Origin of the sequence: Neorhizobium sp. P12A, assembly GCF_008365395.1 — a bacterium.
Lineage (GTDB): Bacteria > Pseudomonadota > Alphaproteobacteria > Rhizobiales > Rhizobiaceae > Rhizobium.
Genome location: NZ_QOVX01000003.1, coordinates 406,842 through 430,214, shown reverse-complemented (window position 1 = coordinate 430,214; position 23,373 = coordinate 406,842). Strand labels below are relative to the sequence as shown.

24 protein-coding genes are annotated in these 23,373 nt (G+C 59.7%); 18 read left to right on the top strand and 6 right to left on the bottom strand.

The annotated features are described in order from the left end of the window. Nucleotides 1-991 precede the first annotated feature (991 nt). Nucleotides 992-1,255, bottom strand: coding sequence for a hypothetical protein (locus tag DTW90_RS13840; protein ID WP_132522407.1), 264 nt, complete (start codon nucleotides 1,253-1,255; stop codon nucleotides 992-994). Nucleotides 1,256-2,265: 1,010 nt separating this feature from the next. Beyond that, nucleotides 2,266-2,415 (bottom strand): entericidin, encoded by a 150-nt coding sequence (locus DTW90_RS13835; RefSeq protein ID WP_132522405.1) that lies wholly within the window; start codon nucleotides 2,413-2,415, stop codon nucleotides 2,266-2,268. Nucleotides 2,416-2,663: 248 nt separating this feature from the next. Between DTW90_RS13835 and DTW90_RS13830 the strand changes: the two genes are divergently transcribed. Then, nucleotides 2,664-2,897, top strand: coding sequence for a hypothetical protein (locus DTW90_RS13830; protein ID WP_132522403.1), 234 nt, complete (start codon nucleotides 2,664-2,666; stop codon nucleotides 2,895-2,897). A gap of 48 nt (nucleotides 2,898-2,945) precedes the next feature. On the opposite strand, the gene DTW90_RS13825 is transcribed toward DTW90_RS13830, so the two are convergent. Beyond that, nucleotides 2,946-3,464, bottom strand: coding sequence for a hypothetical protein (locus DTW90_RS13825; RefSeq protein WP_149338993.1), 519 nt, complete (start codon nucleotides 3,462-3,464; stop codon nucleotides 2,946-2,948). A gap of 171 nt (nucleotides 3,465-3,635) precedes the next feature. On the opposite strand from DTW90_RS13825, the gene DTW90_RS13820 reads away from it, so the two are divergent. The 5 genes from DTW90_RS13820 to DTW90_RS13800 all read left to right on the top strand — a co-directional run bounded on the left by DTW90_RS13820 (nucleotide 3,636) and on the right by DTW90_RS13800 (nucleotide 8,188). Then, the gene (locus DTW90_RS13820) at nucleotides 3,636-3,821 is read left to right on the top strand and encodes a hypothetical protein (RefSeq protein WP_149338991.1); all 186 of its coding nucleotides are present in this window, start codon (nucleotides 3,636-3,638) and stop codon (nucleotides 3,819-3,821) included. A gap of 154 nt (nucleotides 3,822-3,975) precedes the next feature. After that, complete coding sequence (locus DTW90_RS13815; RefSeq protein ID WP_149339129.1) at nucleotides 3,976-4,812, top strand: glyoxalase; 837 nt, start codon at nucleotides 3,976-3,978, stop codon at nucleotides 4,810-4,812. A gap of 68 nt (nucleotides 4,813-4,880) precedes the next feature. After that, complete coding sequence (locus tag DTW90_RS13810; RefSeq protein ID WP_149338989.1) at nucleotides 4,881-5,570, top strand: DUF1275 family protein; 690 nt, start codon at nucleotides 4,881-4,883, stop codon at nucleotides 5,568-5,570. 97 nt (nucleotides 5,571-5,667) lie between these two features. Then, the gene (galE, locus tag DTW90_RS13805) at nucleotides 5,668-6,651 is read left to right on the top strand and encodes a UDP-glucose 4-epimerase GalE (RefSeq protein ID WP_132522393.1); all 984 of its coding nucleotides are present in this window, start codon (nucleotides 5,668-5,670) and stop codon (nucleotides 6,649-6,651) included. Further along, nucleotides 6,629-8,188, top strand: a complete 1,560-nt coding sequence (locus DTW90_RS13800; protein WP_149339127.1) for an alkaline phosphatase family protein — start codon at nucleotides 6,629-6,631, stop codon at nucleotides 8,186-8,188. Before galE ends, DTW90_RS13800 begins: the two co-directional genes overlap by 23 nt. Nucleotides 8,189-8,200: 12 nt before the next feature. Here the strand turns inward: DTW90_RS13800 and DTW90_RS13795 are convergent, their stop codons facing one another. Further along, nucleotides 8,201-8,713: a DUF1993 domain-containing protein gene (locus DTW90_RS13795; protein WP_149338987.1), complete on the bottom strand. Its 513-nt coding sequence runs from the start codon at nucleotides 8,711-8,713 to the stop codon at nucleotides 8,201-8,203. 405 nt (nucleotides 8,714-9,118) lie between these two features. Here DTW90_RS13795 and DTW90_RS13790 point away from each other — a divergent pair, with 405 nt between their 5' ends. From DTW90_RS13790 to DTW90_RS13750, 9 genes are all read left to right on the top strand, one after another. Further along, on the top strand, nucleotides 9,119-10,048 hold the full coding sequence (locus DTW90_RS13790) for a sugar ABC transporter substrate-binding protein (RefSeq protein WP_132522389.1): 930 nt from the start codon (nucleotides 9,119-9,121) through the stop codon (nucleotides 10,046-10,048). Between the two features lie 70 nt (nucleotides 10,049-10,118). After that, complete coding sequence (locus DTW90_RS13785) at nucleotides 10,119-11,660, top strand: sugar ABC transporter ATP-binding protein (RefSeq protein ID WP_132522387.1); 1,542 nt, start codon at nucleotides 10,119-10,121, stop codon at nucleotides 11,658-11,660. A gap of 37 nt (nucleotides 11,661-11,697) precedes the next feature. Next, complete coding sequence (locus tag DTW90_RS13780; RefSeq protein ID WP_132522385.1) at nucleotides 11,698-12,729, top strand: ABC transporter permease; 1,032 nt, start codon at nucleotides 11,698-11,700, stop codon at nucleotides 12,727-12,729. A 195-nt stretch (nucleotides 12,730-12,924) separates the two neighbouring features. Continuing rightward, nucleotides 12,925-13,992, top strand: coding sequence for a dipeptidase (locus DTW90_RS13775; RefSeq protein ID WP_149338985.1), 1,068 nt, complete (start codon nucleotides 12,925-12,927; stop codon nucleotides 13,990-13,992). Nucleotides 13,993-14,024: 32 nt separating this feature from the next. Further along, nucleotides 14,025-15,665, top strand: a complete 1,641-nt coding sequence (locus DTW90_RS13770) for an ABC transporter substrate-binding protein (protein WP_149338983.1) — start codon at nucleotides 14,025-14,027, stop codon at nucleotides 15,663-15,665. Between the two features lie 21 nt (nucleotides 15,666-15,686). Beyond that, nucleotides 15,687-16,754: an ABC transporter permease gene (locus DTW90_RS13765; protein ID WP_188079943.1), complete on the top strand. Its 1,068-nt coding sequence runs from the start codon at nucleotides 15,687-15,689 to the stop codon at nucleotides 16,752-16,754. Beyond that, nucleotides 16,751-17,701 (top strand): ABC transporter permease, encoded by a 951-nt coding sequence (locus DTW90_RS13760; protein ID WP_149338981.1) that lies wholly within the window; start codon nucleotides 16,751-16,753, stop codon nucleotides 17,699-17,701. Before DTW90_RS13765 ends, DTW90_RS13760 begins: the two co-directional genes overlap by 4 nt. Continuing rightward, nucleotides 17,698-18,531, top strand: a complete 834-nt coding sequence (locus tag DTW90_RS13755) for an ABC transporter ATP-binding protein (RefSeq protein ID WP_149338979.1) — start codon at nucleotides 17,698-17,700, stop codon at nucleotides 18,529-18,531. The genes DTW90_RS13760 and DTW90_RS13755 overlap by 4 nt, the downstream gene beginning before the upstream one ends. Next, the gene (locus DTW90_RS13750; RefSeq protein WP_149338978.1) at nucleotides 18,528-19,277 is read left to right on the top strand and encodes an ABC transporter ATP-binding protein; all 750 of its coding nucleotides are present in this window, start codon (nucleotides 18,528-18,530) and stop codon (nucleotides 19,275-19,277) included. The genes DTW90_RS13755 and DTW90_RS13750 overlap by 4 nt, the downstream gene beginning before the upstream one ends. A gap of 28 nt (nucleotides 19,278-19,305) precedes the next feature. Here the strand turns inward: DTW90_RS13750 and DTW90_RS13745 are convergent, their stop codons facing one another. Together DTW90_RS13745 and DTW90_RS13740 are read right to left on the bottom strand one after the other, a co-directional pair. Further along, nucleotides 19,306-20,091, bottom strand: coding sequence for an SDR family oxidoreductase (locus tag DTW90_RS13745; RefSeq protein WP_149338976.1), 786 nt, complete (start codon nucleotides 20,089-20,091; stop codon nucleotides 19,306-19,308). After that, entirely contained in the window at nucleotides 20,091-20,813 is a 723-nt protein-coding gene (locus DTW90_RS13740) for an FCD domain-containing protein (RefSeq protein WP_149338974.1), read from the bottom strand. The genes DTW90_RS13745 and DTW90_RS13740 overlap by 1 nt, the downstream gene beginning before the upstream one ends. Nucleotides 20,814-20,936: 123 nt before the next feature. Between DTW90_RS13740 and uxuA the strand changes: the two genes are divergently transcribed. From uxuA to DTW90_RS13730, 3 genes are all read left to right on the top strand, one after another. Then, entirely contained in the window at nucleotides 20,937-22,124 is a 1,188-nt protein-coding gene (uxuA, locus tag DTW90_RS13735) for a mannonate dehydratase (RefSeq protein WP_149338973.1), read from the top strand. 256 nt (nucleotides 22,125-22,380) lie between these two features. Continuing rightward, nucleotides 22,381-22,557 (top strand): hypothetical protein, encoded by a 177-nt coding sequence (locus DTW90_RS37125; RefSeq protein ID WP_188079942.1) that lies wholly within the window; start codon nucleotides 22,381-22,383, stop codon nucleotides 22,555-22,557. Nucleotides 22,558-22,714: 157 nt separating this feature from the next. Then, nucleotides 22,715-22,897, top strand: a complete 183-nt coding sequence (locus tag DTW90_RS13730) for a hypothetical protein (protein ID WP_149338971.1) — start codon at nucleotides 22,715-22,717, stop codon at nucleotides 22,895-22,897. The last annotated feature ends 476 nt before the right edge of the window (nucleotides 22,898-23,373 follow it).

The window sequence follows — 23,373 nt, the reverse complement described above, 5'->3', positions numbered from 1 at the left end:
CGACAACTCCATCAGAAGCTAGCAGGACATTCGATTATCGGCGTTTTTTTCGGCGCGGGCCGAAGGGCGGACCGACGGACAGCTATGAACTGCGAAATCCAAAGCCTCTCCGTCATGCGCTTTAAGCACTATGGCCAAGGTATGGGCAGTGACAACGATCTGCTTAGAATAATGCGAGCCCAACCGTAAACTGCCAATCTGGACAATACATTGCCGTGGGATTGTTTGCGTACCCGTGGCCGTGAGCAGCTACGCGCATCGCTTGGTGATGCGCGTAGCGCATCTCGCCAATGTTAGAGAAAGCAGCGATCACGCTGCGTTGCGGAGCTATCATGACAAACGGAAGAATTTCCTCGTACAGGAATGCCAGTCGGTTCCCCGGCGATAAAAGTGTTGTAACGGACATCGTCTCTCGCGAGATCACAACGGCCGAAACGGAAGAACGGGCGGCAAAAACTGCCCATTTAAGATCGCTTCGACTTGCTGCGCAGAGCGGCAAAAAGGAACCGAATGCATCTAATATTATTCGCAGTTGGACAGCAGAGTTCAGCGCGGTAGGCGGGCGTCCCTCCGCATTGATACGGAGAATAAGAAACCTGGCTTTAACAACCAGAATTGCGCCAGGTGGCTTGGAGCTAGCCGATCGCATCCCGCCAGGTTCCTTACCATCAAGGTTCCCAACCCGTCATTGAGCAAAACCTCGATGCCGGGGAATGGGTCAGGTGCCGCCGGCGTCCCCCTAGTGGTGCCTGGCCTTCGTCTATTCAGAGGTCCGGGCCTTGCTGTAACCCTCCCTCGCTCTATTTCATTCTTTGCCCGATGGGGGCATTTGGGCTCTAGGCCGCTACGCGTGATCGATGAAAACCTGTGGCGGCCTCTGATATGTGAGATAGATGGACGAGCCCAAGTCTCCATCCACACCGTCCTGGGCAAGGCTCGGCCTCCTGACGTTCGAATTGGCGTTCATGACGCCGAACTCTGTACTTTCCCGCTACGATTGAGCAAGGATCACCAAAGTCTCTGGCAACACTCCGTCGTACTCCATCGCATCCGCCGCTGCCTTGGTCTTCATAAACTCTGCCAAGCGGCCCATGTCGGCTACCTCCATGACCAGGCCAACTCTTTTGGACGCTTGTGGATCGACAAACGTGCGAATGTTTGTGCAGCCGATGGGTTCGAAAATCTCTTTTCGGCGCGGTGAAGCGAGCCAATGTTTGACATCTTTGACGTCATGGTAGGCCAGTATGGTAGGCATTGCGTCCTCCTCTTTGGCCGCTGAAATGAAGGCCAAATAGAACATTACGCCTCGCCCGATCACAATAGAATTACCCCGATGGGCAGGGCGCATCACGCGCCAACCCGTTGATGGACACGCCCAGTGTCGACCCTAACGGTACTAAATACCCCGCTGCATCCAGGGAACATCCCGTCGGCGACTAGGACTGCACATTGTTTCGTGTGTGCTCATAGGGTTAGTCATAATTTTATTAAATGCACATATAAAGAAAACCATTCCGTCAGAGGCATGATATAATCACCTCTCTAGGAAATTATTTCTACAAATGAGAATGATGAAATTTATTTCATCTATGATGCCGATCACCTTCCGCAACAGGCAAGGATGCCATTATGTCAGACAACAGCAGCCAAACGTCGAAAAGTGCAAGAGGCTTTAAATGCACGATGAGTGAGAAGACCGCCACGGTATTTCGCACCATCAATACTGGTGACGTTGCCAAACGACGGGAAAAGGCCGGCCTTCTCAAGGCGCTTCGTAGGGAGCGAAACCGTCCGTCGCGCCCGCAACGGGAGAGCTGAGGGTGCAGGGCATTCGCATTGTGTTGTTCTTCTGCTCCGCAGGGTATTGTTGTGACTGTAGAGCCTTCTAACAAAGAAACCATGCAAAATGAGCAATCCAGCCTAAGGCGTGGCCTTAAGTGCGCCGAGTATGCAACCTCGGACATGGAGCCATCGCATGATAACAAGCTTCTGATTTTGCTTCAGGTCGAGTTGGCGGCTGATTTTGTGATTGTCGATCAGCAGAAACGCCATTCCGAGGCCCCGACCCTTGCCGAATTCCTATTCGCGAATCCGGACCAGAAGCCAATGCCCTAGCAATAGACCGTATGGCCGCTACGGGCAGAAAGCGGTCATTGGTGGCACCTGTTCGCATAATCCCGTGAAAAAGCCACTATCCAACATCCCGCGTCGATTTCTGGTCGTAGGGGCAAGAATTTATCGCGAGTGTACTGCGAGGCGCGTCCGTCAGTTCGCTGCCTTTACAACGCGTCTGGTGCTCGAATCCAGCGCCTGGCCGGTGTCTTTTACGTCGGTCGCCATGCCGCGAACGGTGTTGGCGCAGGAGGAGAGGGTCAGAAGAAGGAGGCAGGCGGCGGCGATGGAGGATTTGTTCATATGAGGTGCCCCTAGCTATGGCTTGCGAAAACCGATCAAGCCATGAAATCAACTAGCTGCGCGCCCCTGCCCTTCAAGCCCCGGCCCTTAAGGAAGCCGCTGAAATTTTTCACGCCGCGCGCCGCGAACCCTTAGCCGAACACGCAACATCACGATCTCGTGCAATCTTCAATGCGCCACAAAAAAGTTAGGTTCCTACCATTTTTAGCGCGCAGATATTGTTTGTTCGGAAACTGAAGGAGGGATTTATGATCAGTTCGCCCAATTTTGCCGAGGGTGATCCACGTCGTATCCGCGATTGCCAGAGAGCCGTGCTGCGCGAGCTGAACGATCTGATCGATCGCGCCGTGGCCAGCGGCTGGAAGCGAGGCGAAGTGCTGGTTTCGATCGATGATCTCGTCGACGCGGAAACGGCTGAAACCGGCGACCTCCTCAAGCTCATGATGGGCTATCTGAAGTCGCCTATGCCGGATGCGGCATAGCAATCGTATTCCTGCGTGTGTATTCCTGCGTGACCGGGCTTTCGCTCGTCACGCGCCCGTCTTGCGCTGCAGGTTGATCTCGCTTGTCGTGACCTTTTGTCCCGAGGTCGGGTCGCGATCGACGGTTGTCAGCCTCATTCCATTGTTGCCGATCTTCTGGATCATCATGTCGGCATTGCGGTCGCCATTGACCGGTTTGGCCCAATGCACGGCGAGATTGATGGTATTGCCCCGCCGTGCGCCGTTGAGGCTCGATCTGCCGCCCTGGGGCCCGATGTAGACGCCGCTGTAACGCGCGCCGCTGGTCTGAAGATCGGCGCCGATCGAGCGCGATATGACGAGCAGGCCGCGGCAATTGCCTTTCATCGATAGAGCGGTGCCGTCGGCGCGGGAATCGAAGCTGCAGGTGACATTGAGCGGCTTTGCCTGCGCGTTGGTCTTGACCATTCCGCTCCCGGTCCAGCTTCCTTCGAGCGATTTCAGAAAGCCGGTTTCGTCGGCGAAAGCGGGCGCCGCAAGCAGCAACAACGGCAATAGCAAAGTCATCCGGCGCCGAGAGGTCGTCATGGCAATCTCCGCTCGTGAGAGGACGCGAATTCTTCGCCGACATGGAACGTTTGATGTCGAGTGAAGTTCCTCATGGGGACAATACCACGTCGCAATCGTCGGCCATAGTACCCGCGGCTTGCCGACACTACATAGGAAAGAACGACAAACGCGGAGACATGAGGTTTGCTTATGAGCACCAGATATCTCGATCGTCTCTACGCCAAACGTGCCGAGCTTGAGGCCAAGCTCGAGATGCATAATGCGCGATATTGCTTTGGCGAAGAGGAGATTGATGACGGAACGGAGATGGATCTCCAGCAGCGCATCGACGAAGTCTCGGATGAGATTGACAGCCTTGAAAGAGGGTTTCGCTAACAGTCTGTCCACGCGCTGACGACTTCAACCTCGGCGGGGTGTTTGATATGCAAATATCAGCCCCAGTCGAGGATAAGCTCCAATGGATTTCCGTCCGGCCCGCCTGCCACGCCTTTTCGTCACCGTCCTCTCGATCCTATCGGCAACAGGTTCCATGCCGGCCATCGCATCGGAATTGCAGGTCGGGGTCGGGGCCCAGTATGACACCACACATGTCTATGTCGCCGCTGATGACGTCGATGCCTTTTCCAAGAGTTTCCTTGCTACCTTCGGCGGCACGAGCACCAAACAGGTGGTCACGACCGTCACCCCGACGCCGAGCAAGACGACATCGCAACTACTGCAGACGCCGTTCGGCGCGGTGTCCCTGTTCGGCTTCCAGACCCCGATCCCCTACCCTTTCGGGCTTGAGCGGACCGGCTATCTGGTGACGGATATGGACAAGGCGGTCGCGGCTGCGCGCGCCGCCGGCGCCGATATTCTCGTTGCTCCCTTTCCTGATCCCGTCGGCCGCGATGCCGTCATTCAATGGCCTGATGGTGTCAACATGCAGCTCTATTGGCATACGGCTTCACCATCCCACCCTGCACTTCAGACGGTGCCGGAAAATCGCATCTATCTTTCACCGGACGGCGCCGCAGCCTTCGTCCATGATTTCCTTGCCTTTTCGCATGGCAAAGTCGTCTCGGACGAGAGCAATGCCGATGGGGCGGAGATCGGGCGGCCCGGCGAAAAATTTCACCGTATCCGCATCGAATCGATCTTCGGGAAGATTGTGCTTCTGGTGACAGATGGGCACCTGCCCTTTCCCTATGGTCGGGAAGTGACCGGCTATGAGGTGACCGATCTCAAGGACACGCTGGAGAAGGCCAAGGCGAGCGGCGTGCAGGTACTCGGCGGACCCTATGTCTCGGATGGCCGGGAGGCTGCGATGGTCGAATTTCCCGGTGGCTATATCGCCGAGATTCATGCCAAGTCTGTCGGGCAATGATGACGGGGTCCATCAATGTGCGATGCCGCCGATGACGACCCGATGTCGACGCTTTGGGGGAACTCTCGATGAAGCTTAGCCTTCCAACCCTGCTGAGCCTGAATGGCGGCTATGTCGATACGGCCGGCTTCCTGGCCCTGCAGGGCCTGTTCACCGCCCATGTGACCGGGAATTTCGTCACATTCGGCGCCTCGATGGTGCTTGGCACATCGGGAGCGCTGGCAAAGCTTCTGGCCTTGCCGGTCTTCTGCGTCGTGGTGATCTGCGCCCGGCTTCTCGGCGACAGCCTTGCGAAGGCGGGCGCGCCTGTCCTAAGGATTCTGCTCGGTCTCAAGCTCGCCCTGTTGATCATCGCAGCCGCGCTGGCGATCCATTTCGGTCCCTTCGCGACCGGCGATGGCTGGCAGGCGATCCTGACGGGGATGGTGCTGGTGTCCGCCATGGCAATCCAGAACGCCGTGCACCGCGTCCATCTCGGCACTGCGCCGCCGACCACGCTGATGACCGGTACAACAACCCAGATCATGATCGATGTCGCCGACCTGATGCGTGTCGTTTCGCCGGATGCCAGGGCCGCCTTGCTTTCGCGGCTGAAGCGGATGAGCGCTGCGGTCGGCGGCTTCGCGCTCGGTTGCGCTGCGGCCGCCCTCTCCTTCCTGTTTGCCGGAGTGTTCTGCTTTCTCGTGCCACCCGTCCTGGCGTTTTTCGCGATCATGATCCACGTCGACGATCACTCCGCGGAAAACCGGCCCAAATAAAGCCGGATCATCGTCGGCACGTTCAGTCTTTTTCTCGACTTACAACTCGGCTAAGTCTTGCATGCAGATAGGCATGTTCAGCGAAAGGAAGAGCGGAATGGCGGGTGAAACGGTTCTTGTGGTGGGTGGTGCTGGTTATATCGGGTCGCATACGTGCCTCGATCTTGCCAACAAAGGTTTCAAACCTGTCGTCTACGACAATTTCTCCAACGGCCACCGCGAATTCGTCAAATGGGGACCGGCGGAAGAGGGCGATATCCGGGATCGCGCCCGTCTCGACGAGGTGCTGGCAAAACACAAGCCGGCGGCAATCCTGCATTTCGCGGCGCTGATCGAAGTCGGCGAATCCGTCAAGGATCCGGTTTCCTTCTATGAAAACAACGTTATCGGCACGCTGACACTGCTCTCGGCAGCGCAGGCGGCCGGGATCAAGGCCTTCGTCTTCTCCTCGACCTGCGCGACCTACGGCCTGCCGCAGAGCGTTCCGCTCGACGAGAGCCATCGCCAGGTGCCGATCAATCCCTATGGCCGGACCAAATATATCGTCGAGCAGGCGCTGGCCGATTACGACCAGTACAAGGATTTCCGCTCGGTGTGCCTGCGCTATTTCAACGCTGCCGGCGCCGATTTCGAAGGCCGCATCGGCGAATGGCATACGCCGGAAACACACGCCATTCCGCTGGCGATCGATGCAGCACTCGGCCGCCGCCAGGGCTTCAAGGTCTTCGGCAGCGACTATGACACGCGGGACGGAACCTGCGTGCGCGACTATATCCATGTGCTCGACCTTGCCGACGCCCATGTCCGGGCGGTGGAATATCTCCTGAACGGCGGCCAGTCGGTCGCGCTCAACCTGGGCACCGGCACCGGCACGACGGTCAAGGAACTGCTGTCGACCATCGAGACGGTCTCGGACCGTCCCTTCCCGGTCGAATATGTCGGCCGTCGCGAGGGCGATTCCACGACGCTGGTCGCCAACAACGACAAGGCGCGCGAGGTGCTCGGCTGGGCGCCGAAATACGACCTCTCGCAGATCATCGAATCAGCCTGGAGCTGGCATTCCAAGTCCAACCAACATTGAGGGTAAGCGCGTGGGCGATCGGCCGAACATTCTTCTGATAAGTGCAGATCAATGGCGCGGCGATTGCCTCTCGGCGGTCGGTCATTCCAGCGTCAGGACACCTTCCGTGGATGCCCTTGCGAGGGAAGGCGTTCTCTTCCGGCGTCACTATGCCGGGGCAGCGCCCTGCTCGCCGGCGCGGGCGACGCTCTATACCGGCCTCTACCAGATGAACCATCGCGTCTGCCGCAACGGCTCGCCGCTCGATGCGCGCTTCGACAATCTGGCGCTGGCGGCGCGTCGGGTGGGGTATGATCCGACCCTGTTCGGCTATACGGACACGGCGCCGGATCCGCGGACCATGGATCCGAGCGATCCGCATCTGACGACCTATGAAGGCGTGTTGCCGGGTTTCAGCGTTCGCCAGCTGCTGCCGGAGCACGAGAAGCCCTGGCTTTCCTGGCTGCGGTCGCGTGGTCACAGGGATGCCGATACCAGGGACATCCATGTTCCCGTCGGCGCGGATTTCGGGGAAATCTCCAATGCCGCGCCTGCCTATTCCAAGGACGAGACGCAGACGGCGTTTCTTGCCGGCGAGTTCATCCGCTGGGTCGGCGAGCAGGACGAGCCCTGGTTTGCGCATGTCTCCTTCCTGCGGCCGCATCCGCCTTTCTCGGTGCCCGAGCCCTATAACCGGATGTTTTCGGCTTCTGATGGTCCGGACTTTGCCCGCGCCGAAACCTTCGATCTCGAGAAATCGCTTCACCCCTATCTCGCCTATGCCATGCCAGGCGTCGGCAAGGGCGGTTTCATCCATGGTGCAAGAGGCCCCGTCGGTGACTGGAGCAGCAGCGATCTGGCGGCAATCCGCGCTATCTATTACGGCATGATCGCAGAGGTGGACGCGCAGCTCGGCCGCATCTGGCAGGCGCTGAAGGAAACGGGCGACTGGGACAACACGCTCATCATCTTCACGTCGGACCATGCCGAAATGGCCGGAGATCACTGGACGCTCGGCAAGGGCGGCTTCTTCGACGGCAGCTACCATATTCCGCTGGTGATCCGCGATCCCAGAGCCACGTCGACTGACTTGCAGGTCGATCATTTCACCAGCGCTGCCGATATCTTCCCGACGCTGTGCGACCGGCTCGACATCGATCCGACCAACCATGTCGACGGGTCGAGCCTGCTGCCGTTCATCAATGGTGAAAGCTCCGATGGCTCAAGGGACGTGGCGTTCTGGGAATTCGATTTCCGCGACATTTCCGGTGGCGGGGCAGAGCGGCATTTCGGCCTGCGCTCCAGCGAGTGCAATCTCGCCGTCCTCAGGGACGAACGGTTCAAATATGTGCATTTCGCCGGTCTGCCGCCCTTGCTCTTCGATCTGCAGCAGGACCCGATGGAGCTCGTCAATCGGGCGGAGGACCGGGACTATCTTCCCGTCAGGCTCGCCTATGCCGAGAAGCTTCTGTCGCTCAGGGCGCGGCATCTCGACCAGACGCTTGCCTTTACGGAGCTGACCGAAAGCGGACCGGTTTCGATCCGATCCGCTTTCTAATTCATCGACGCCTCAGACGTAGGGGCCGAGATAGTCGCGCTTGCCGACCGGCACGCCCTGCTCGCGCAGGATGGCGTGCGCCGTCGTGACGTGGAAGTAGAAGTTCGGCAGGGCAGACAGCGCCAGATATTCGACGCCGCTCATCGTCACATTCACGCCGCCGCCGGCGCCGATGGTGACTTCGCGCTCTTCACTGCCGTTGAAGGCTTCCTGTGCGACGCTCGCGAGGAAGGCTTCCGCCTTGGCGACGCGTTCACGCAATTCTGATATCGTCGTCTCATTGTCCTCGAAACGCGGCGCTTCCAGGCCCGTCAGGCGAACGACGGCGAATTTCGACGTGTCGGTGGCGCGCTGGTACTGCCCGGCGAGCGACAGCATGTCCGGGTTGAGACGGCCGGCAACGAGGATCGAGGAATCGATCTTCTTTTCCTCGGCAAAGACTTCGACCTTGTCGAGATAGGTCTTCATCGCGGACAGGCCGCGCTGAAAGACGGGAACGGTCATGCGGTACATCGTCAGAGGCATTGGGGTCTCCCATGGTTCATCAGTTTCGTTCGATCGGGCGGCTGACGCCCTCAGGCGTGGACACTGATCGAAGCCGACGACAATGGAATGAACGTTTCATTGCCTTTGCTCCGGCCGGGCACATGTAGGAGAACCAGCGCCCAATTTCAGGGCCGACGGCGGAAAATTATCCTTTGTGATCAGGATGAAGGGCAACGGAGGCACCTGTTGAGCCAAACAGGGTTGACGTTCTTCACAGAAAATGGAATGAATATTCCGTAAAGCAAATTGTACGGTTTGTTTGTTCCGTTTTTGAGGGCGGCGTTGGGAGCGACGCCCTTTGGAAATGATGGTCCTGCGGCTGGGAGGTCGAGGGCTCCGGCGTGAGGAGGGTGCAGCCGGACACCTTTTGTGGAGGAGAGACCAATGAAAAAGCTTATCCTGGGATCGGCGCTGGCGCTTTTGATGTCTACGGCTGCCCATGCGCAGACCATCGGCGTGTCGATGGCGCTGTTTGACGACAACTTCCTGACCGTGCTCCGCAATGGCATGATCGACTATGCCAAGACCAAGGACGGCGTCACGCTGCAGGTCGAAGACGCGCAGAACGACGTCGCCAAGCAGCAGAGCCAGATTCAGAACTTCATCGCGTCGGGCGTCAGCGCGATCATCGTCAACCCTGTTGATACCGACGCGACGGCTGCCATGTCGAAGATCGCCGCCGATGCGAAGATCCCGCTGGTCTACGTCAATCGCGAACCGGTCAATGTCGACACCCTGCCCGATGGACAGGCTTTCGTTGCTTCCAACGAGCAGGAATCCGGCACGCTGGAAACCAAGGAAATCTGCCGCCTGCTGAACGGCAAGGGCAATGCGGTCGTCATCATGGGCGAGCTGTCGAACCAGGCAGCGCGGATGCGCACCAAGGACGTTCATGACGTCATCGCCAAGGAGCCCTGCACCGGCATCAAGATCGTGCAGGAGCAGACCGCAAACTGGGACCGCACCAAGGGTTCCGACCTGATGACCAACTGGCTGTCTGCCGGTATCGATTTCGATGCCGTCATTTCCAACAATGACGAAATGGCGATCGGCGCGATCCAGGCGCTGAAGGCATCAGGCAAGGATATGAGCAAGATCATCGTCGGCGGCGTCGATGCCACGCAGGACGCGCTCGCCTCCATGCAGGCCGGCGACCTCAAGGTCACGGTCTTCCAGGATGCGGCCGGCCAGGGCAAGGGTGCCGTCGATACGGCGCTGAAGCTCGCCAAGGGCGAAAAGGTCGAGAAGAAGACCTACGTTCCCTTCCAGCTCGTCACGCCTGAAAACGTCAAGGACTTCGTCAAGAAGAACTGATGCGTTCGTGATTGCGGATGCGGGCATCTGGCCCGCATCCATTGTCCCCGATCTGTCCCGGGAGGGAGCGATGGTTGTCAGCCCATCCACCATGGCTGCGGTACGTGCCAGCGGCGCAGTTCCAAATGCTGAATTTCTTCTTGCCGCTGAGGGCATTCGCAAGGAATTTCCGGGCGTCGTGGCGCTCGACGACGTCACATTCCGGCTGAAGCGCGGTACGGTTCATGCGCTGATGGGCGAAAACGGCGCCGGCAAATCGACGCTGATGAAGATCCTCGCCGGCATCTATACGCCTGACCAGGGCGACATCCGGCTTAGGGGTGTCGGCATCCGCCTGAAATCACCGCTCGACGCGCTCGAAAACGGCATCGCGATGATCCATCAGGAGCTGAACCTGATGCCCTTCATGACCGTTGCGGAAAACATCTGGATCCGCCGTGAACCAAAGACCCGCCTCGGCTTCGTCGATCATGGCGAGATGCGGCGCAAGACCGAGGAATTGTTTCGCCGGCTCAATATAACGCTCGATCCCGAGATCGAGGTCCGGCATCTGTCCGTCGCCAACCGGCAGATGGTCGAGATCGCCAAGGCCGTTTCCTACGATTCCGACGTGCTCATCATGGACGAGCCGACCTCGGCGCTGACGGAGCGGGAGGTGGCGCATCTCTTCGAAATCATCCGCGGCCTGCGTTCCCAGGGTATCGGCATTGTCTACATCACCCACAAGATGAACGAGCTGTTCGAGATTGCCGATGAATTCTCGGTGTTTCGCGACGGGAAGTATATCGGCACGCATGCTTCCACCGATGTGACCCGAGACGACATCATCCGCATGATGGTCGGCCGCGAGATCACGCAGATGTTTCCGAAGGAGGAGGTGCCGATCGGCGATGTCGTGCTGTCGGTCAAGGATCTCTGTCTGAATAACGTCTTCCACGACGTTTCCTTCGAGGTCCGCGCCGGCGAAATCCTCGGGGTGGCGGGATTGGTCGGTTCCGGCCGCTCGAACGTAGCCGAAACTCTGTTCGGCGTGACGCCTGCGACCTCGGGCACGATCGAACTGTTCGGCAAGCCGGCGAACATTTCATCGCCGACGGTCGCCATCCAGAACAACATGGCGTTCCTGACGGAGGACCGGAAGGATACCGGCTGCCTGCTGATCCTCAACGTGTTTGAAAACATGCAGATCGCCGTGCTCCAGGACAAATTCGTGAAGGCCGGTTTCGTCCAGGAAGGCGCGATCGAAGCGACCTGCGAGGACATGGCGCGCAAGCTGCGCATCAAGACGCCCAATCTCGACGAACGCGTCCAGAATCTTTCGGGCGGCAACCAGCAGAAGGTATTGATCGGACGCTGGCTCCTGACGAACCCTAAGATCCTCATTCTCGACGAGCCGACCCGTGGCATCGACGTCGGCGCCAAGGCGGAAATCCATCGCCTGGTGACCGAGATGGCGCGCAATGGCGTCGCCGTCATCATGATTTCTTCTGAAATGCCCGAGGTGCTCGGGATGAGCGACCGCATCATGGTGATGCACGAGGGTCGGGTGACCGGCTTTCTCGATCGCGCGGAGGCAACCCAGATCAAGGTGATGGATCTTGCGGCACGGTGACTAGGCCGCCGCAGAGCCATCACAGGGAGGAACGAACATGGCTACAAAAATCGCAGAGGCCGCCGCGCCGGTCGCAAGCCCGATGCAGAGACGGCGTCGCCGCATCCCGCCTGAAATTAGTATCCTCATGGTGCTGGTCGGCATTGCGCTGATCTTCGAAATTCTCGGCTGGATCTTCATCGGCCAGAGCTTCCTGTTCAATTCGCAGCGCCTGACGATCATGGTCCTGCAGGTCGCCGTTATCGGCATCATCGCCGTCGGCGTGACCCAGGTGATCATAACAGGCGGCATCGATCTTTCCTCCGGTTCCGTCGTCGGCATGACGGCTATGATCGCAGCGAGCTTTGCGCAGGCCTCCACCTGGCCTCGGGCGCTCTATCCAGGGCTGACGGACCTGCCCTTCTTCATTCCGATCGGCGTCGGCCTGCTGATCGGTCTGGCGGCCGGCATCGTCAACGGTCAGCTCATTGCCCGCACCGGCATTCCGCCTTTTATCGCCACGCTCGGCATGATGGTGTCGGCGCGCGGCGTCGCCAAGTGGTACACGAAGGGCCAGCCGGTCTCCGGCCTGACCGATCAGTTCAATTTCATCGGCACAGGCATCTGGCCCGTCATCGTCTTTTTGGTCGTGGCGCTGATCTTCCACATCGCCCTGCGCTACACGCGATACGGCAAGTTCACCTATGCGATCGGCGCCAACGTGCAGGCGGCACGTGTCTCCGGTATCAACATCGAGTCGCATCTGGTGAAGGTCTATGCGATCGCCGGCCTTTTGGCAGGGCTTGCCGGTGTCGTCACCGCCGCCCGCGCGCAGACGGCACAGGCCGGCATGGGCGTGATGTACGAGCTTGACGCGATCGCGGCGACTGTTATCGGCGGCACGTCGCTGACCGGCGGCGTCGGGCGCATCACCGGAACCGTTATCGGCACGGTCATTCTCGGCGTCATGACGTCGGGCTTCACATTCCTCCGGGTGGACGCCTACTACCAAGAGATCGTCAAGGGCCTGATCATCGTTGCGGCTGTCGTGGTCGACGTCTACCGCCAGAAGAAGCGCGTAAAGCATTGACGCCACACGCGTTTGCCAATTGAGTTCTGTCAGTCGAGCGGGAGCGTCAGCCCCCGCTCTTTTCGTTTGATTCCACTCAGAGGGAAATTATTTTAATCCTCAAAGGCATTTTTCAAAATTATCGGTGGCGAATCCTTGCATCTTTTTTATGCTGTGTCTTTCGGATCCGCCCGAGAGGGCATTTTAGGGTAGACGATGCAGCTTGTATTCGATGGTCATAACGACGTTCTCCTGAGACTTTGGACCCATGCCCGCGATGGGGCAGACCCGATCGCCGAATTCAGGGACGGAACGTCGTCAGGACACATCGATGCGCCTCGCGCAAGGGCGGGCGGTCTCGCGGGTGGCCTTTGCGCCATCTACATTCCTTCAGGCGATCTGGTTTTTGCCGAACCTGATCGCAACGGGCATTATGTGACGCCGCTTGCCGCGCCGCTGGAGCGGTGGCCATCTCTCGACATTGCCAACGAAATGGCTGCGATCGCGCTGCGTCTCGACCGCGCCGGCGCCTGGAAGCTCTGCCGTTCGACCTCGGACATCCGCCAGTCCATGGAAAAGGGCATCTTTGCCGCCGTCATGCATATGGAGGGCTGCGAGGCGATTGGCGCCGATCTGGCCGCGCTCGAAACATTCTACGCCATGGGCCTGCGTTCGCTCGGGCCGGTCTGGAGCCGCAACAACGTGTTTGCGCACGGCGTGCCCTTCGCCTTTCCGATGTCGCCGGATACCGGCCTGGGATTGACGGAAGCGGGCTTCGAACTCGTCCGCGAGTGCAATCGCCTCGGCGTTCTGATCGATCTTGCCCATATTACCGAACGGGGCTTCTGGGATGTAGCGAAGACCAGCGACCAGCCGTTGGTCGCCAGCCATTCCAATGCGCATGCGCTGACGCCCGTCGCCCGCAACCTCACCGACAAGCAGCTCGATGCGATCCGCGAAAGCCGCGGCGTCGTCGGCCTGAACTATGCGACCGCGATGCTGCGCGACGACGGCCGCTCGGACGCAGGCACGCCGATCGAAACCATGCTGCGCCATGTCGATCATCTCGTCGAGCGCATGGGGATCGATTGCGTGGCGCTCGGCTCGGACTTTGATGGTGCAACAATTCCGGAAGATATCGGCGACGCTTCGGGCAACCAGAGGCTGATTGAAGCCCTTAGGGGCGCCGGATATGGTGACGCCGATCTTGCAAAACTATGCCGGGAAAACTGGCTTCGCATCCTCGCATCCGCCTGGGGAGAGACCGGCAAGGCCGCAGCTTAAAAAACCAACAGTTCAAAAACAGGGGAATAAACATGACCTACGCCAGACTAAACCGCAAAGCCCAGTTGCTGACAGCCGGTGCCGCAATCTCCCTCCTCATGATGACGGCACCGAGCGCCTTTGCGGCGACGCCGAAGGATACGCTGGTTGAAGGTTTTTCCTTCGACGACATCATCTCGATGGATCCGGCAGAAGCCTATGAGCTTTCGGCCGCTGAAGTCACCGGCAACAGCTATAGCCTGCTCGTGCGGCTGAACATTGCCGACACGTCAAAGATCGAAGGCGACCTCGCCCAGAGCTGGACGGTTTCCGATGATCATCTGACCTATACGTTTAAGCTGAAGCCGGGTCTGAAATTTGCTTCCGGCAATCCGATCACTGCCGATGACGTCGCCTATTCCTTCGAGCGTGTCGTCAAGCTCGACAAGAGCCCGGCCTTCATCCTCAGCCAGTTCGGCCTGACCGGCGACAACGTCACGGAAAAGGCGAAGGCCACGGCTCCGGATACCTTTACCTTTACGGTCGACAAGCCCTATGCGCCGTCCTTCGTCCTGAACTGCCTGACGGCGACGGTCGCTGAAGTGGTGGACAAGAAGCTGGTCATGCAGCACGTCAAGCCGATGACGCCGACCGCCGACTACAAGTACGACAACGATTTCGGCAATGGCTGGCTGAAGACCGGCTATGCTGGTTCCGGTGTGTTCAAGCTGCGCGAATGGCGCGCCAATGAGGCTGTCGTGCTTGAACGCAACGACAATTATTACGGCGAGAAGTCGAAGCTTGCGCGCGTAATCTACCGCTTCATGAAGGAGAGTTCGGCGCAACGCCTTGCGCTTGAGAAGGGCGACATCGATATCGCCCGCAACCTGTCGCCGACCGACCTTGCCGCCGTCGAAAAGAATGCCGACCTGGCCTCGACCAACGCTCCGAAGGGCACGGTCTACTATGTCAGCTTGAACCAGAAGAACGCCAACCTGGCCAAGCCGGAAGTACAGCAGGCCTTCAAGTACCTGGTCGACTACGACGCGATCGGCAAGACGCTGATCAAGGGCATCGGCGAAATCCACCAGACCTTCGAGCCGAAGGGCGTTCTCGGCGCTCTTGACGAAAACCCCTTCAAGCTCGACGTCGCCAAGGCGAAGGAGCTGCTGGCCAAGGCCGGGTTGCCTGATGGCTTCTCCGTCACCATGGACGTGCGCAGCATCGAGCCGGACACCAGCGTCGCGACTTCGATCCAGCAGACGCTCGGTCAGGCAGGCATCAAGGTCGAGATCATTCCGGGCGACGGCAAGCAGAAGCTGACCAAGTATCGCGCCCGCAATCACGACATCTACTTCGGCAACTGGGGCATGGACTACTGGGATCCGAACTCCAACGCCGATACGTTCACGACCAACGCCGACAATTCCGACGAAGGCAAGAACAAGACGCTGGCATGGCGCAATGACTGGACCACGCCCGAGCTTGAGAAGGTGACGAAGGCTGCCCTCTTCGAGCCGGATGCCGACAAGCGCGCCGCCATGTATCAGGACGTCCAGAAGAAGTTCCTCGATGCGAGCCCGTTCGTCATCCTCTTCCAGCAGACGGAAGTCGCCGGCTACAGCAAGAAGCTGCAGGGCTTCAAGCTCGGCCCGAGCTTCGACACCAACTTCGTCGGCCCGATCTCGAAGTAATCATCCGATAGGATCGGTTTATTGAGTCTCGTTGAACGCAAAATGGAGGTACGGCCCGCAAAGGGCCGTGCCGCGCCCATCGCCATGGGCATCCTCCGTTTCCTGGTCGTCGCCGTCACGACCTATCTCGGCCTTCTCGCCGTCACCTTTTTCATCGGCCGCGTGGTGCCGATCGATCCCGTGCTCGCCATTCTCGGCGACCGGGCGCCCGCCGATGTCGTCGAGCGCACGCGTCGTGAGCTCGGATTGGACCTGCCGCTCTACGAGCAGTTCTATATCTATTTGAAGCAGGCGCTCTCGGGCGATTTCGGCACATCCGTTCTGACAACCAATCCTGTCATGGACGATATCCGCCGCGCCTTTCCGGCGACGATGGAGCTCGCAACCGTCGGCACGATCATCGGCACCGTCATCGGCATTCCGCTCGGCGTGCTTGCCGCCGTCAAGCGTGGCAGCTTCATCGACCAGCTGGTGCGCGTCGTCGGCCTCGTCGGCTATTCGGTGCCGATCTTCTGGCTGGCGCTGATCTCACTGGTGATCTTCTACGCCAGGCTGAACTGGGTGGCGTTTCCGGGACGGATCGACATCGCCTATGAATATACGTTCGAGCCGATCACCGGCTTTTTCCTGATCGATGCCGCCTGGCAGGGGCAATGGGACGTCTTCTGGGACGTGTTCCGCCACATCATCCTGCCGGGATCGTTGCTCGGCTACTTTTCTCTGGCCTATATCAGCCGCATGACGCGCAGCTTCATGCTGAACGAGATGGGGCAGGAATATATCGTCGCCGTCCGCGCCAAGGGTCTTTCGGAGCGGCGCGTGATCTGGGGCCATGCGCTGCGCAACGCTGCCGTTCCGCTGGTGACTGTTATCGCGCTGTCCTATGCCGGGCTGCTGGAAGGATCGGTGCTGACGGAGACGGTGTTCTCCTGGCCCGGCATCGGCTTCTACATCACCAATTCGCTGCAGAATGCCGACATGAACGCCGTTCTCGGCGGCACGATCGTTATCGGCACGGTCTTCATCGGCATCAATCTTCTCTCCGATCTTCTCTATCGGACCCTCGACCCAAGGACGCGCCGCAAATGACGAGCCCTGCCACTTCGACCCCGCCCCCCTTGACATCAAAGATGAGCCGCCGCGAATGGCTCCTGTCCGACCGGCCGCAATCGCGCCTCCAGGCGAGGCTCGGTCGCGCCTATGTGACCTGGCGGCAGTTTACGGCCAATCACCTTGCCGTGGTCGGGCTGCTGATCATCGTGGCGCTGCTTTTGATCGCCGCCTTCGCCGGCGTGCTTGCGCCGCATTCGCCCGTGATTGGAGACCTGACGGGCGCGCGTCTCCTGCCGCCCGGCAGCCCCGGCTATTGGCTGGGCACCGACGATCAGGGCCGGGACATTCTTTCGAGGCTGCTCTACGGCTCGCGCTGGACGCTGCTCGTCGTCGTGCTGGTCGCGATCATTTCCGCGCCGATCGGGCTGATCGTCGGAACGGTTTCCGGCTATGCCGGCGGCTGGACGGATGCGGTGCTGATGCGCATCACCGACATCTTCCTCGCCTTCCCCAAGCTCGTGCTGGCGCTTGCCTTCGTCGCCGCCCTCGGCCCCGGCATCCAGAACGCCATCATCGCGATCGCGATTACCTCCTGGCCGCCCTATGCGCGCATCGCCCGCGCCGAGACGATGACGGTGCGCCGGTCGGACTATATCGCGGCAGTACAGTTGATGGGGGCGTCGCCTGTTCGCATCATCTTTCGCCATATCATGCCGCTCTGCATTTCCTCGCTGATCGTGCGTGTCACGCTCGATATGGCGGGCATCATCTTGACGGCCGCCGGCCTCGGCTTCCTCGGCCTCGGCGCCCAGCCGCCGCTGCCGGAATGGGGAACGATGATCGCCGATGGCCGCCGCTTCATCCTCGATCAATGGTGGGTCGCTGCCATGCCCGGCATTGCCATTCTTGTCGTCAGCCTCGGCTTCAACCTGCTTGGCGATGGTTTGCGCGATGCGCTGGATCCCAGGGAGAGCGGCCAGTGAGCACGATGTTGACCGTCGAAAATCTCCGCGTCCGCTATCCCACACGCACCGGCGTCATCGAGGCGGTGCGCGGGGTCTCGTTTACGCTCGGCAAGGAACGTCTCGGTATCGTCGGCGAGAGCGGCTCCGGCAAGTCCCAGACCGGCCGTGCCATCATGGGGCTGACCGCATCGCCTGGCATCGTCACAGCAGACAAGCTCGACTTTAACGGCATCGACCTGCTGAAGGCTTCACCAAGAGAGCGGCGCAATCTGCGCGGCAAGCGCATCGCCATGGTGCTGCAGGATCCGAAATATTCGCTCGATCCGGTCATGACGATCGGCAGGCAGATCATGGAGACGCTGCGCGCCCATGAAAGGATCGGCAAGGCGGAGGCCCGTAAGCGGGTGCTCGACATGCTGGAGGCGGTGCAGATCCGTGATCCCAGCCGAGTCTTCGGCCTGCATCCGCATGAGGTTTCCGGCGGCATGGGCCAGCGCGTGATGATCGCAATGATGCTGATCGCCGGTCCCGAGCTTCTGATCGCCGATGAGCCGACCTCTGCGCTCGACGTCACCGTGCAGCTTGACGTGCTGCGCATCATGGACAAGCTGGTGTCGGAGCGCGGCATGGGGTTGATCTTCGTCTCGCACGATCTGCGCCTCGTCTCGTCCTTCTGCGATCGCGTGCTCGTCATGTATGCCGGCAAGGTCGTCGAGGAACTGGCGGCATCCGATCTCAGGAATGCCAAGCATCCCTATACGCAGGGGCTGCTCAGCTGCATGCCCCAGATCGGCGAGGATCGCCATCCCCTGCCCGTCCTCGACCGCAAGCCGGAGTGGGCTGCATGAACGCGACCCTTTCCATCGACAGTCTCAGCGTCGTCTATGATGGCTATTATGCGCTCGATGCCGTCAGCATCGATGTGGCGGAAGGCGAATCCTTCGGTCTGGTCGGCGAGTCCGGATCGGGCAAGTCGACGCTGCTGCGGGCTGTTGCCGGTCTGGCACCGGTCAGCGGCGGCTCAATCAGGGTCGAAGGCACGACCTTGCAGGGCGCCAGGCGCAGCAAGGATTTCTACCGCAGCGTCCAGATGGTGTTTCAGGACCCCTACGGCTCCCTGCACCCACGCCAGACGATCGACCGGCTATTGCTCGAGCCCCTGGCGATCCATGGCGTCGGCGACAGCGAGAGCCGGATCACGCGGGCGCTTGACGAGGTCGGGCTCGGCAACGGCTTCCGGTTCCGCTATCCGCATCAGCTGTCGGGCGGCCAGCGCCAGCGCGTTGCGATCGCGCGGGCGCTGATCCTGGAGCCGACGATTCTCTTGCTGGACGAGCCTACCTCGGCGCTGGATGCCTCGGTGCAGGCGGAAGTGCTCAATCTCCTGGAACAGGTGCGCCGCGATCGTAACCTGACCTTCGTCATGGTCAGCCATGATCTCGGCGTGGTCACCCATATGTGCGACCGGCTGGCTGTTATGCAGAACGGTGCCGTTGTCGAGCGGCTGACTGCAAGGGAGCTGTCGCAGGGCGTGGTAACGCAGGATTATACCCGCAACCTGATGATCGCCAGCAAGGGTTTTGTCCGGGCATAGAAGCCGGCTTCGCGCACTTTACCCGGACTCAGCGCACGCCTATGCCGGCCGTCAAACCACCGTCGATCCGGTGGTCGGAGCCCGTTATGAAGGATGCCTGATCCGAGGCCAGGAACGCGGCAAGGGCGGCAACCTCTTCCGGCTCGCCGATGCGGCCGAGCGGATGTGCCTCGCCGAAGCGATTGAAGACCTGCTCGATATCGGCATCTTCGCCCTCGAAGGTGCGGGCCGCGAGTTCGAGAATGGGCGTGCGCACCGAACCGGGGCTGATCGACACGACCCGGATGCGATCCTGCGCGAAATCCATTGCCATTGCCCTCGTCAGCGCATGGATGGCGCCCTTGGAGGCGACATAGGCCGAGACGCCGCGCTGGCAGGCGAAGCCCTGGACGCTTGATATATTGACGATCACCCCGCCGCCGCGCTTGCGCATTTCGGGAACGCCGAATTCGGCCGTCAGATGGATGGAGCCGACATTGACCGCCATGCAGCGGAGAAACACATCGAACGGCGTGCTGGTGGCGTCGCCATATGGGTGGATGGCGGCCGCATTGACGATGATATCGATGCCGCCAAGATGGGAGGTCGCTTCGCCCATGGCGTCGCGGACGCTGTCGGGGACAGACACATCGGCATGAATGACGCGGATCGGCAGATCCTTCGACGATGCGAGGTCCGTGAGTTCCGCATTGGCGGCTTGATCGATGCCGAGCGAAACGACCGAGGCGCCCTTCCCTGCCAGATGCAGCGCCACCGCGCGGCCGATGCCGGTCGTGCCCGTCACGACGGCTGCTTTTCCCGTGAAGTCTCCCATCAGCTATCCTCCTTGCCGCTGTCCCCTGCTGTGCCGGAGGACGACTGGTCCCTTATGAATTCAAGCCCGGCGTTCAGGTGCCGGTCCATGTGATAGACGAAGGCGATGCGATCCCGGGCGCGCAGCGCCTGCACGATCTCGCCATGCTCCGATGCCACCGATTCCAGTGCTTGGCGCTGCGATTTGCCCGATAGCATGATGCGCTGGATGACCGGCTTCAGCATGCCGTAGGTTTCAGACAGCGTCCGGTTTCCCGCCGCATCGACCATTGTCCGATGAAACTGGAAATCGAGTTCCGATGCCTGCTCGGGACTGGATGCGGAGCGGATGGCGAGGTTGATGGCCTCCATCTCGGCAAATATCTCCTCCGAAAGCCTATCCTGCAGCAGGTCGAAAAGGTTCATTTCCGTCAGGCGGCGATAGCCCTGGATGTCGCGAAAGGCGTCGACCGAGATCTCCATTGCGAAGGAAAAAAGGTCGCGCATGGCGATCTGGTGCTGATCCGTCAGGACGGCGCCGACCTTCTGGCGCGATTCGGCCACGCCATAGGCTTTCAGCGTTCGAAAAGCCTCGCGGACGGTGTTGCGGCTGGACTCGAACATGACGGCCAGTTCCGCCTCGCTCGGCAGGACATCGCCGACCACCATGCCGCGCTCGCGGATCAGCGATCTGATCTGCCGGACGACGCCATCCACCGCCGATGGGCGCGGAATTTCTTCCATGGGAACTCCTGAATACGCCGCTCCATCCTATTATGTTGGTCTTAATTTGGCAAATGCCGATTGTGGCTTGAGCAATAAGGCCTTTTGGCGTTTAATTGTCCAACATTATGAGGAGGAGATGATATGCTGGAAAGCTGGCGGTGGTTTGGACCCGAAGATCCGGTCAAGCTCTCACATGCGCGACAGGCGGGCGCGCATGGTATCGTGACCGCGTTGCATCATATCTATGACGGCCGCGTCTGGACGCCTGACGACGTTGCCGAGCGCATGGCGCTGGTCCGGAAGGCCGGCATGGTATGGTCGGTCTGCGAATCCATACCGGTCAATTCGGCGATCAAGCTGCGCAATGAAAAATGGCGCAGCTATGTCGATGCCTGGAAGGAGAGCCTTGCCAATCTGGGCAAGGGCGGCGTCCCTGTGGTCTGCTACAATTTCATGCCTGTGGTCGACTGGACGCGGACGAACCTGCTTTATCCCACGGAGGCAGGCGGCTTTGCCCTGCGCTTCGACATGATCGATTTCGTCGCCTACGATGCCTTCGTGCTGAAGCGGAAGGGGGCCGAGGGCAGCTACGCGCCCGACGTGATCGAGGCGGCGCGCAAGCGTCTGGCCGGCATGAGCGAGAGCGATGTCCTGACGCTCGAGAAGAACATCATCGCCGGCCTTCCCGGTGGCGAGGACAGCCATACCCGCGAGACCATCCGCGGGCATATCGCGGCCTTCGACGATGTTTCGGACGAGGATATGCGGGCCAATCTGGTCGAGTTCCTCAGGGAGGTCGTGCCTGTCGCCGCCGAGAACAATGTCCGGCTTGCCATCCATCCCGACGATCCGCCGTTCTCGCTCTTCGGCCTGCCGCGCGTCGTTTCGAAGGTGGAGGATGTGGAGACGCTTCTTGCCGCTGTCGATCATGAGGCCAACGGCATCACGCTCTGCGCCGGCTCCTACGCGTCGCGTCACGGAAATGATGTCGTGGCGATGGCGAGCCGCTTTGCAAGCAGGATTCATTTCGCACACCTGCGCAATGTCAGCAAGGAAGCAGACGGATCCTTCGTCGAATCCGAACATCTCGGCGGCGACGTCAACATGGTGTCGCTGATTTCGGTCTTGCGGAAGGAAGAGCGGCGACGCGCTGCAGAGGGCAGGGCGGATCATGTCATCCCGATGCGTCCTGATCACGGCCACCTGCTGATCGACGATCAGGAGAAGAAGGTCAATCCGGGCTATTCCTGCATTGGCCGCCTGAAGGGGCTTGCGGAATTACGCGGCGTTATCGCCGCCGTGGATCAGTTTTCGACTGAGGCCGCCTAGTCGGCGAAGCTCGCGAATAGCCCAAAGCGGTGAAAATTATTTTGAGTCCGGTTGGATTAATCCAAGCCGGACTTTTCCATTCAAGGGCGATGCCTGATGTCTAATCCCTTGATAATCAGCGCAGTTTCTCGCTACGTCTTGGTTAAGCGACCCTTAAAAGACGACCAATCCTCTAGACTATTGACAGTTGCCGCATTTCTGTCATGATCTTGTTAACGGCGGTTAGGTTTCGTGATCGCGGAGCATGGAGGCAAGCATGTTTTTCATGGGTGGCATGACCATGGGCTATCTTCATCCGCCGGTAAAAGCCACGGAGCAGGTCCGCATCGACCTTCCCGAAGAAAAGGACCGGCGCAAAGTCGGACCCAACGAAGCCCCGAGCGACAGCGCCATGGAGCGCACGCTGATATGGGCTCGCCGCATCCTCTGCTGATCTAATGCGTTGGACTTAGGGGTTAATTTTTTCTCACCCGTCCCACTGGATAAAAAATTATCTCTACCTATTTGATAGAGTCAGTGTGAATGTGCATGACTGCGCTACGGGCGCGGGCAGTATGAATAAAAACATAATAAACAACTGGAGGCAGCACATGGCGAATTGGGGTATTACGAATACTCAGGTTAACCAGTTGGACGATTCTGTGTCGGGCAAGCGGCTTCCTGTCACTGGAAACGCGTCGCTGCGCCACAAGATCCAGACGGTCTTCCATGTCGCGCTTTTTTCTGCAGCGTTCATCTTTGTCGCTGCTGTCGTCTGCGGCGTGCTCGTCTGATCGCTCGCCATCGCATTCCGCCTCGTTCGGCAGTTGCCGGACAAGCCATCCTTTGGAAATCCGTTCCTTCTATCTTGGGATTTCCCGGTAGCTCCGTTTTCCCTCAGATCTGCATTGCCTTCTACCGCGCTCGGTCCGGGCGGGTGAACGCGTGCCACCTCACCATTTCAAGACATCGCTTCTCGTATATTGCGGCTCAGATGCCGACTTCATGCCGAACGAACTCGGTGTGAAATGTCTGCATGCTGGGAGCATGCCGCGAATTTAACTGTCTTTTTCCGACTTTCGTTGACGCGCCCACTTGAATGATGCGCTTCGCGTCCAAGTTTCGCGGGTGTCGGAAAAGTGGTAATTTAACAATTGCCAAACCCGACGATAGCGCTCGTGAAAATTTCCGCCCCGATCGGTTTGCGCCGCGGCATCTCACGTTCACGTTCATTCTGTGCGGCTCAAAAGCCCCGCAAAGCCAGAATGCG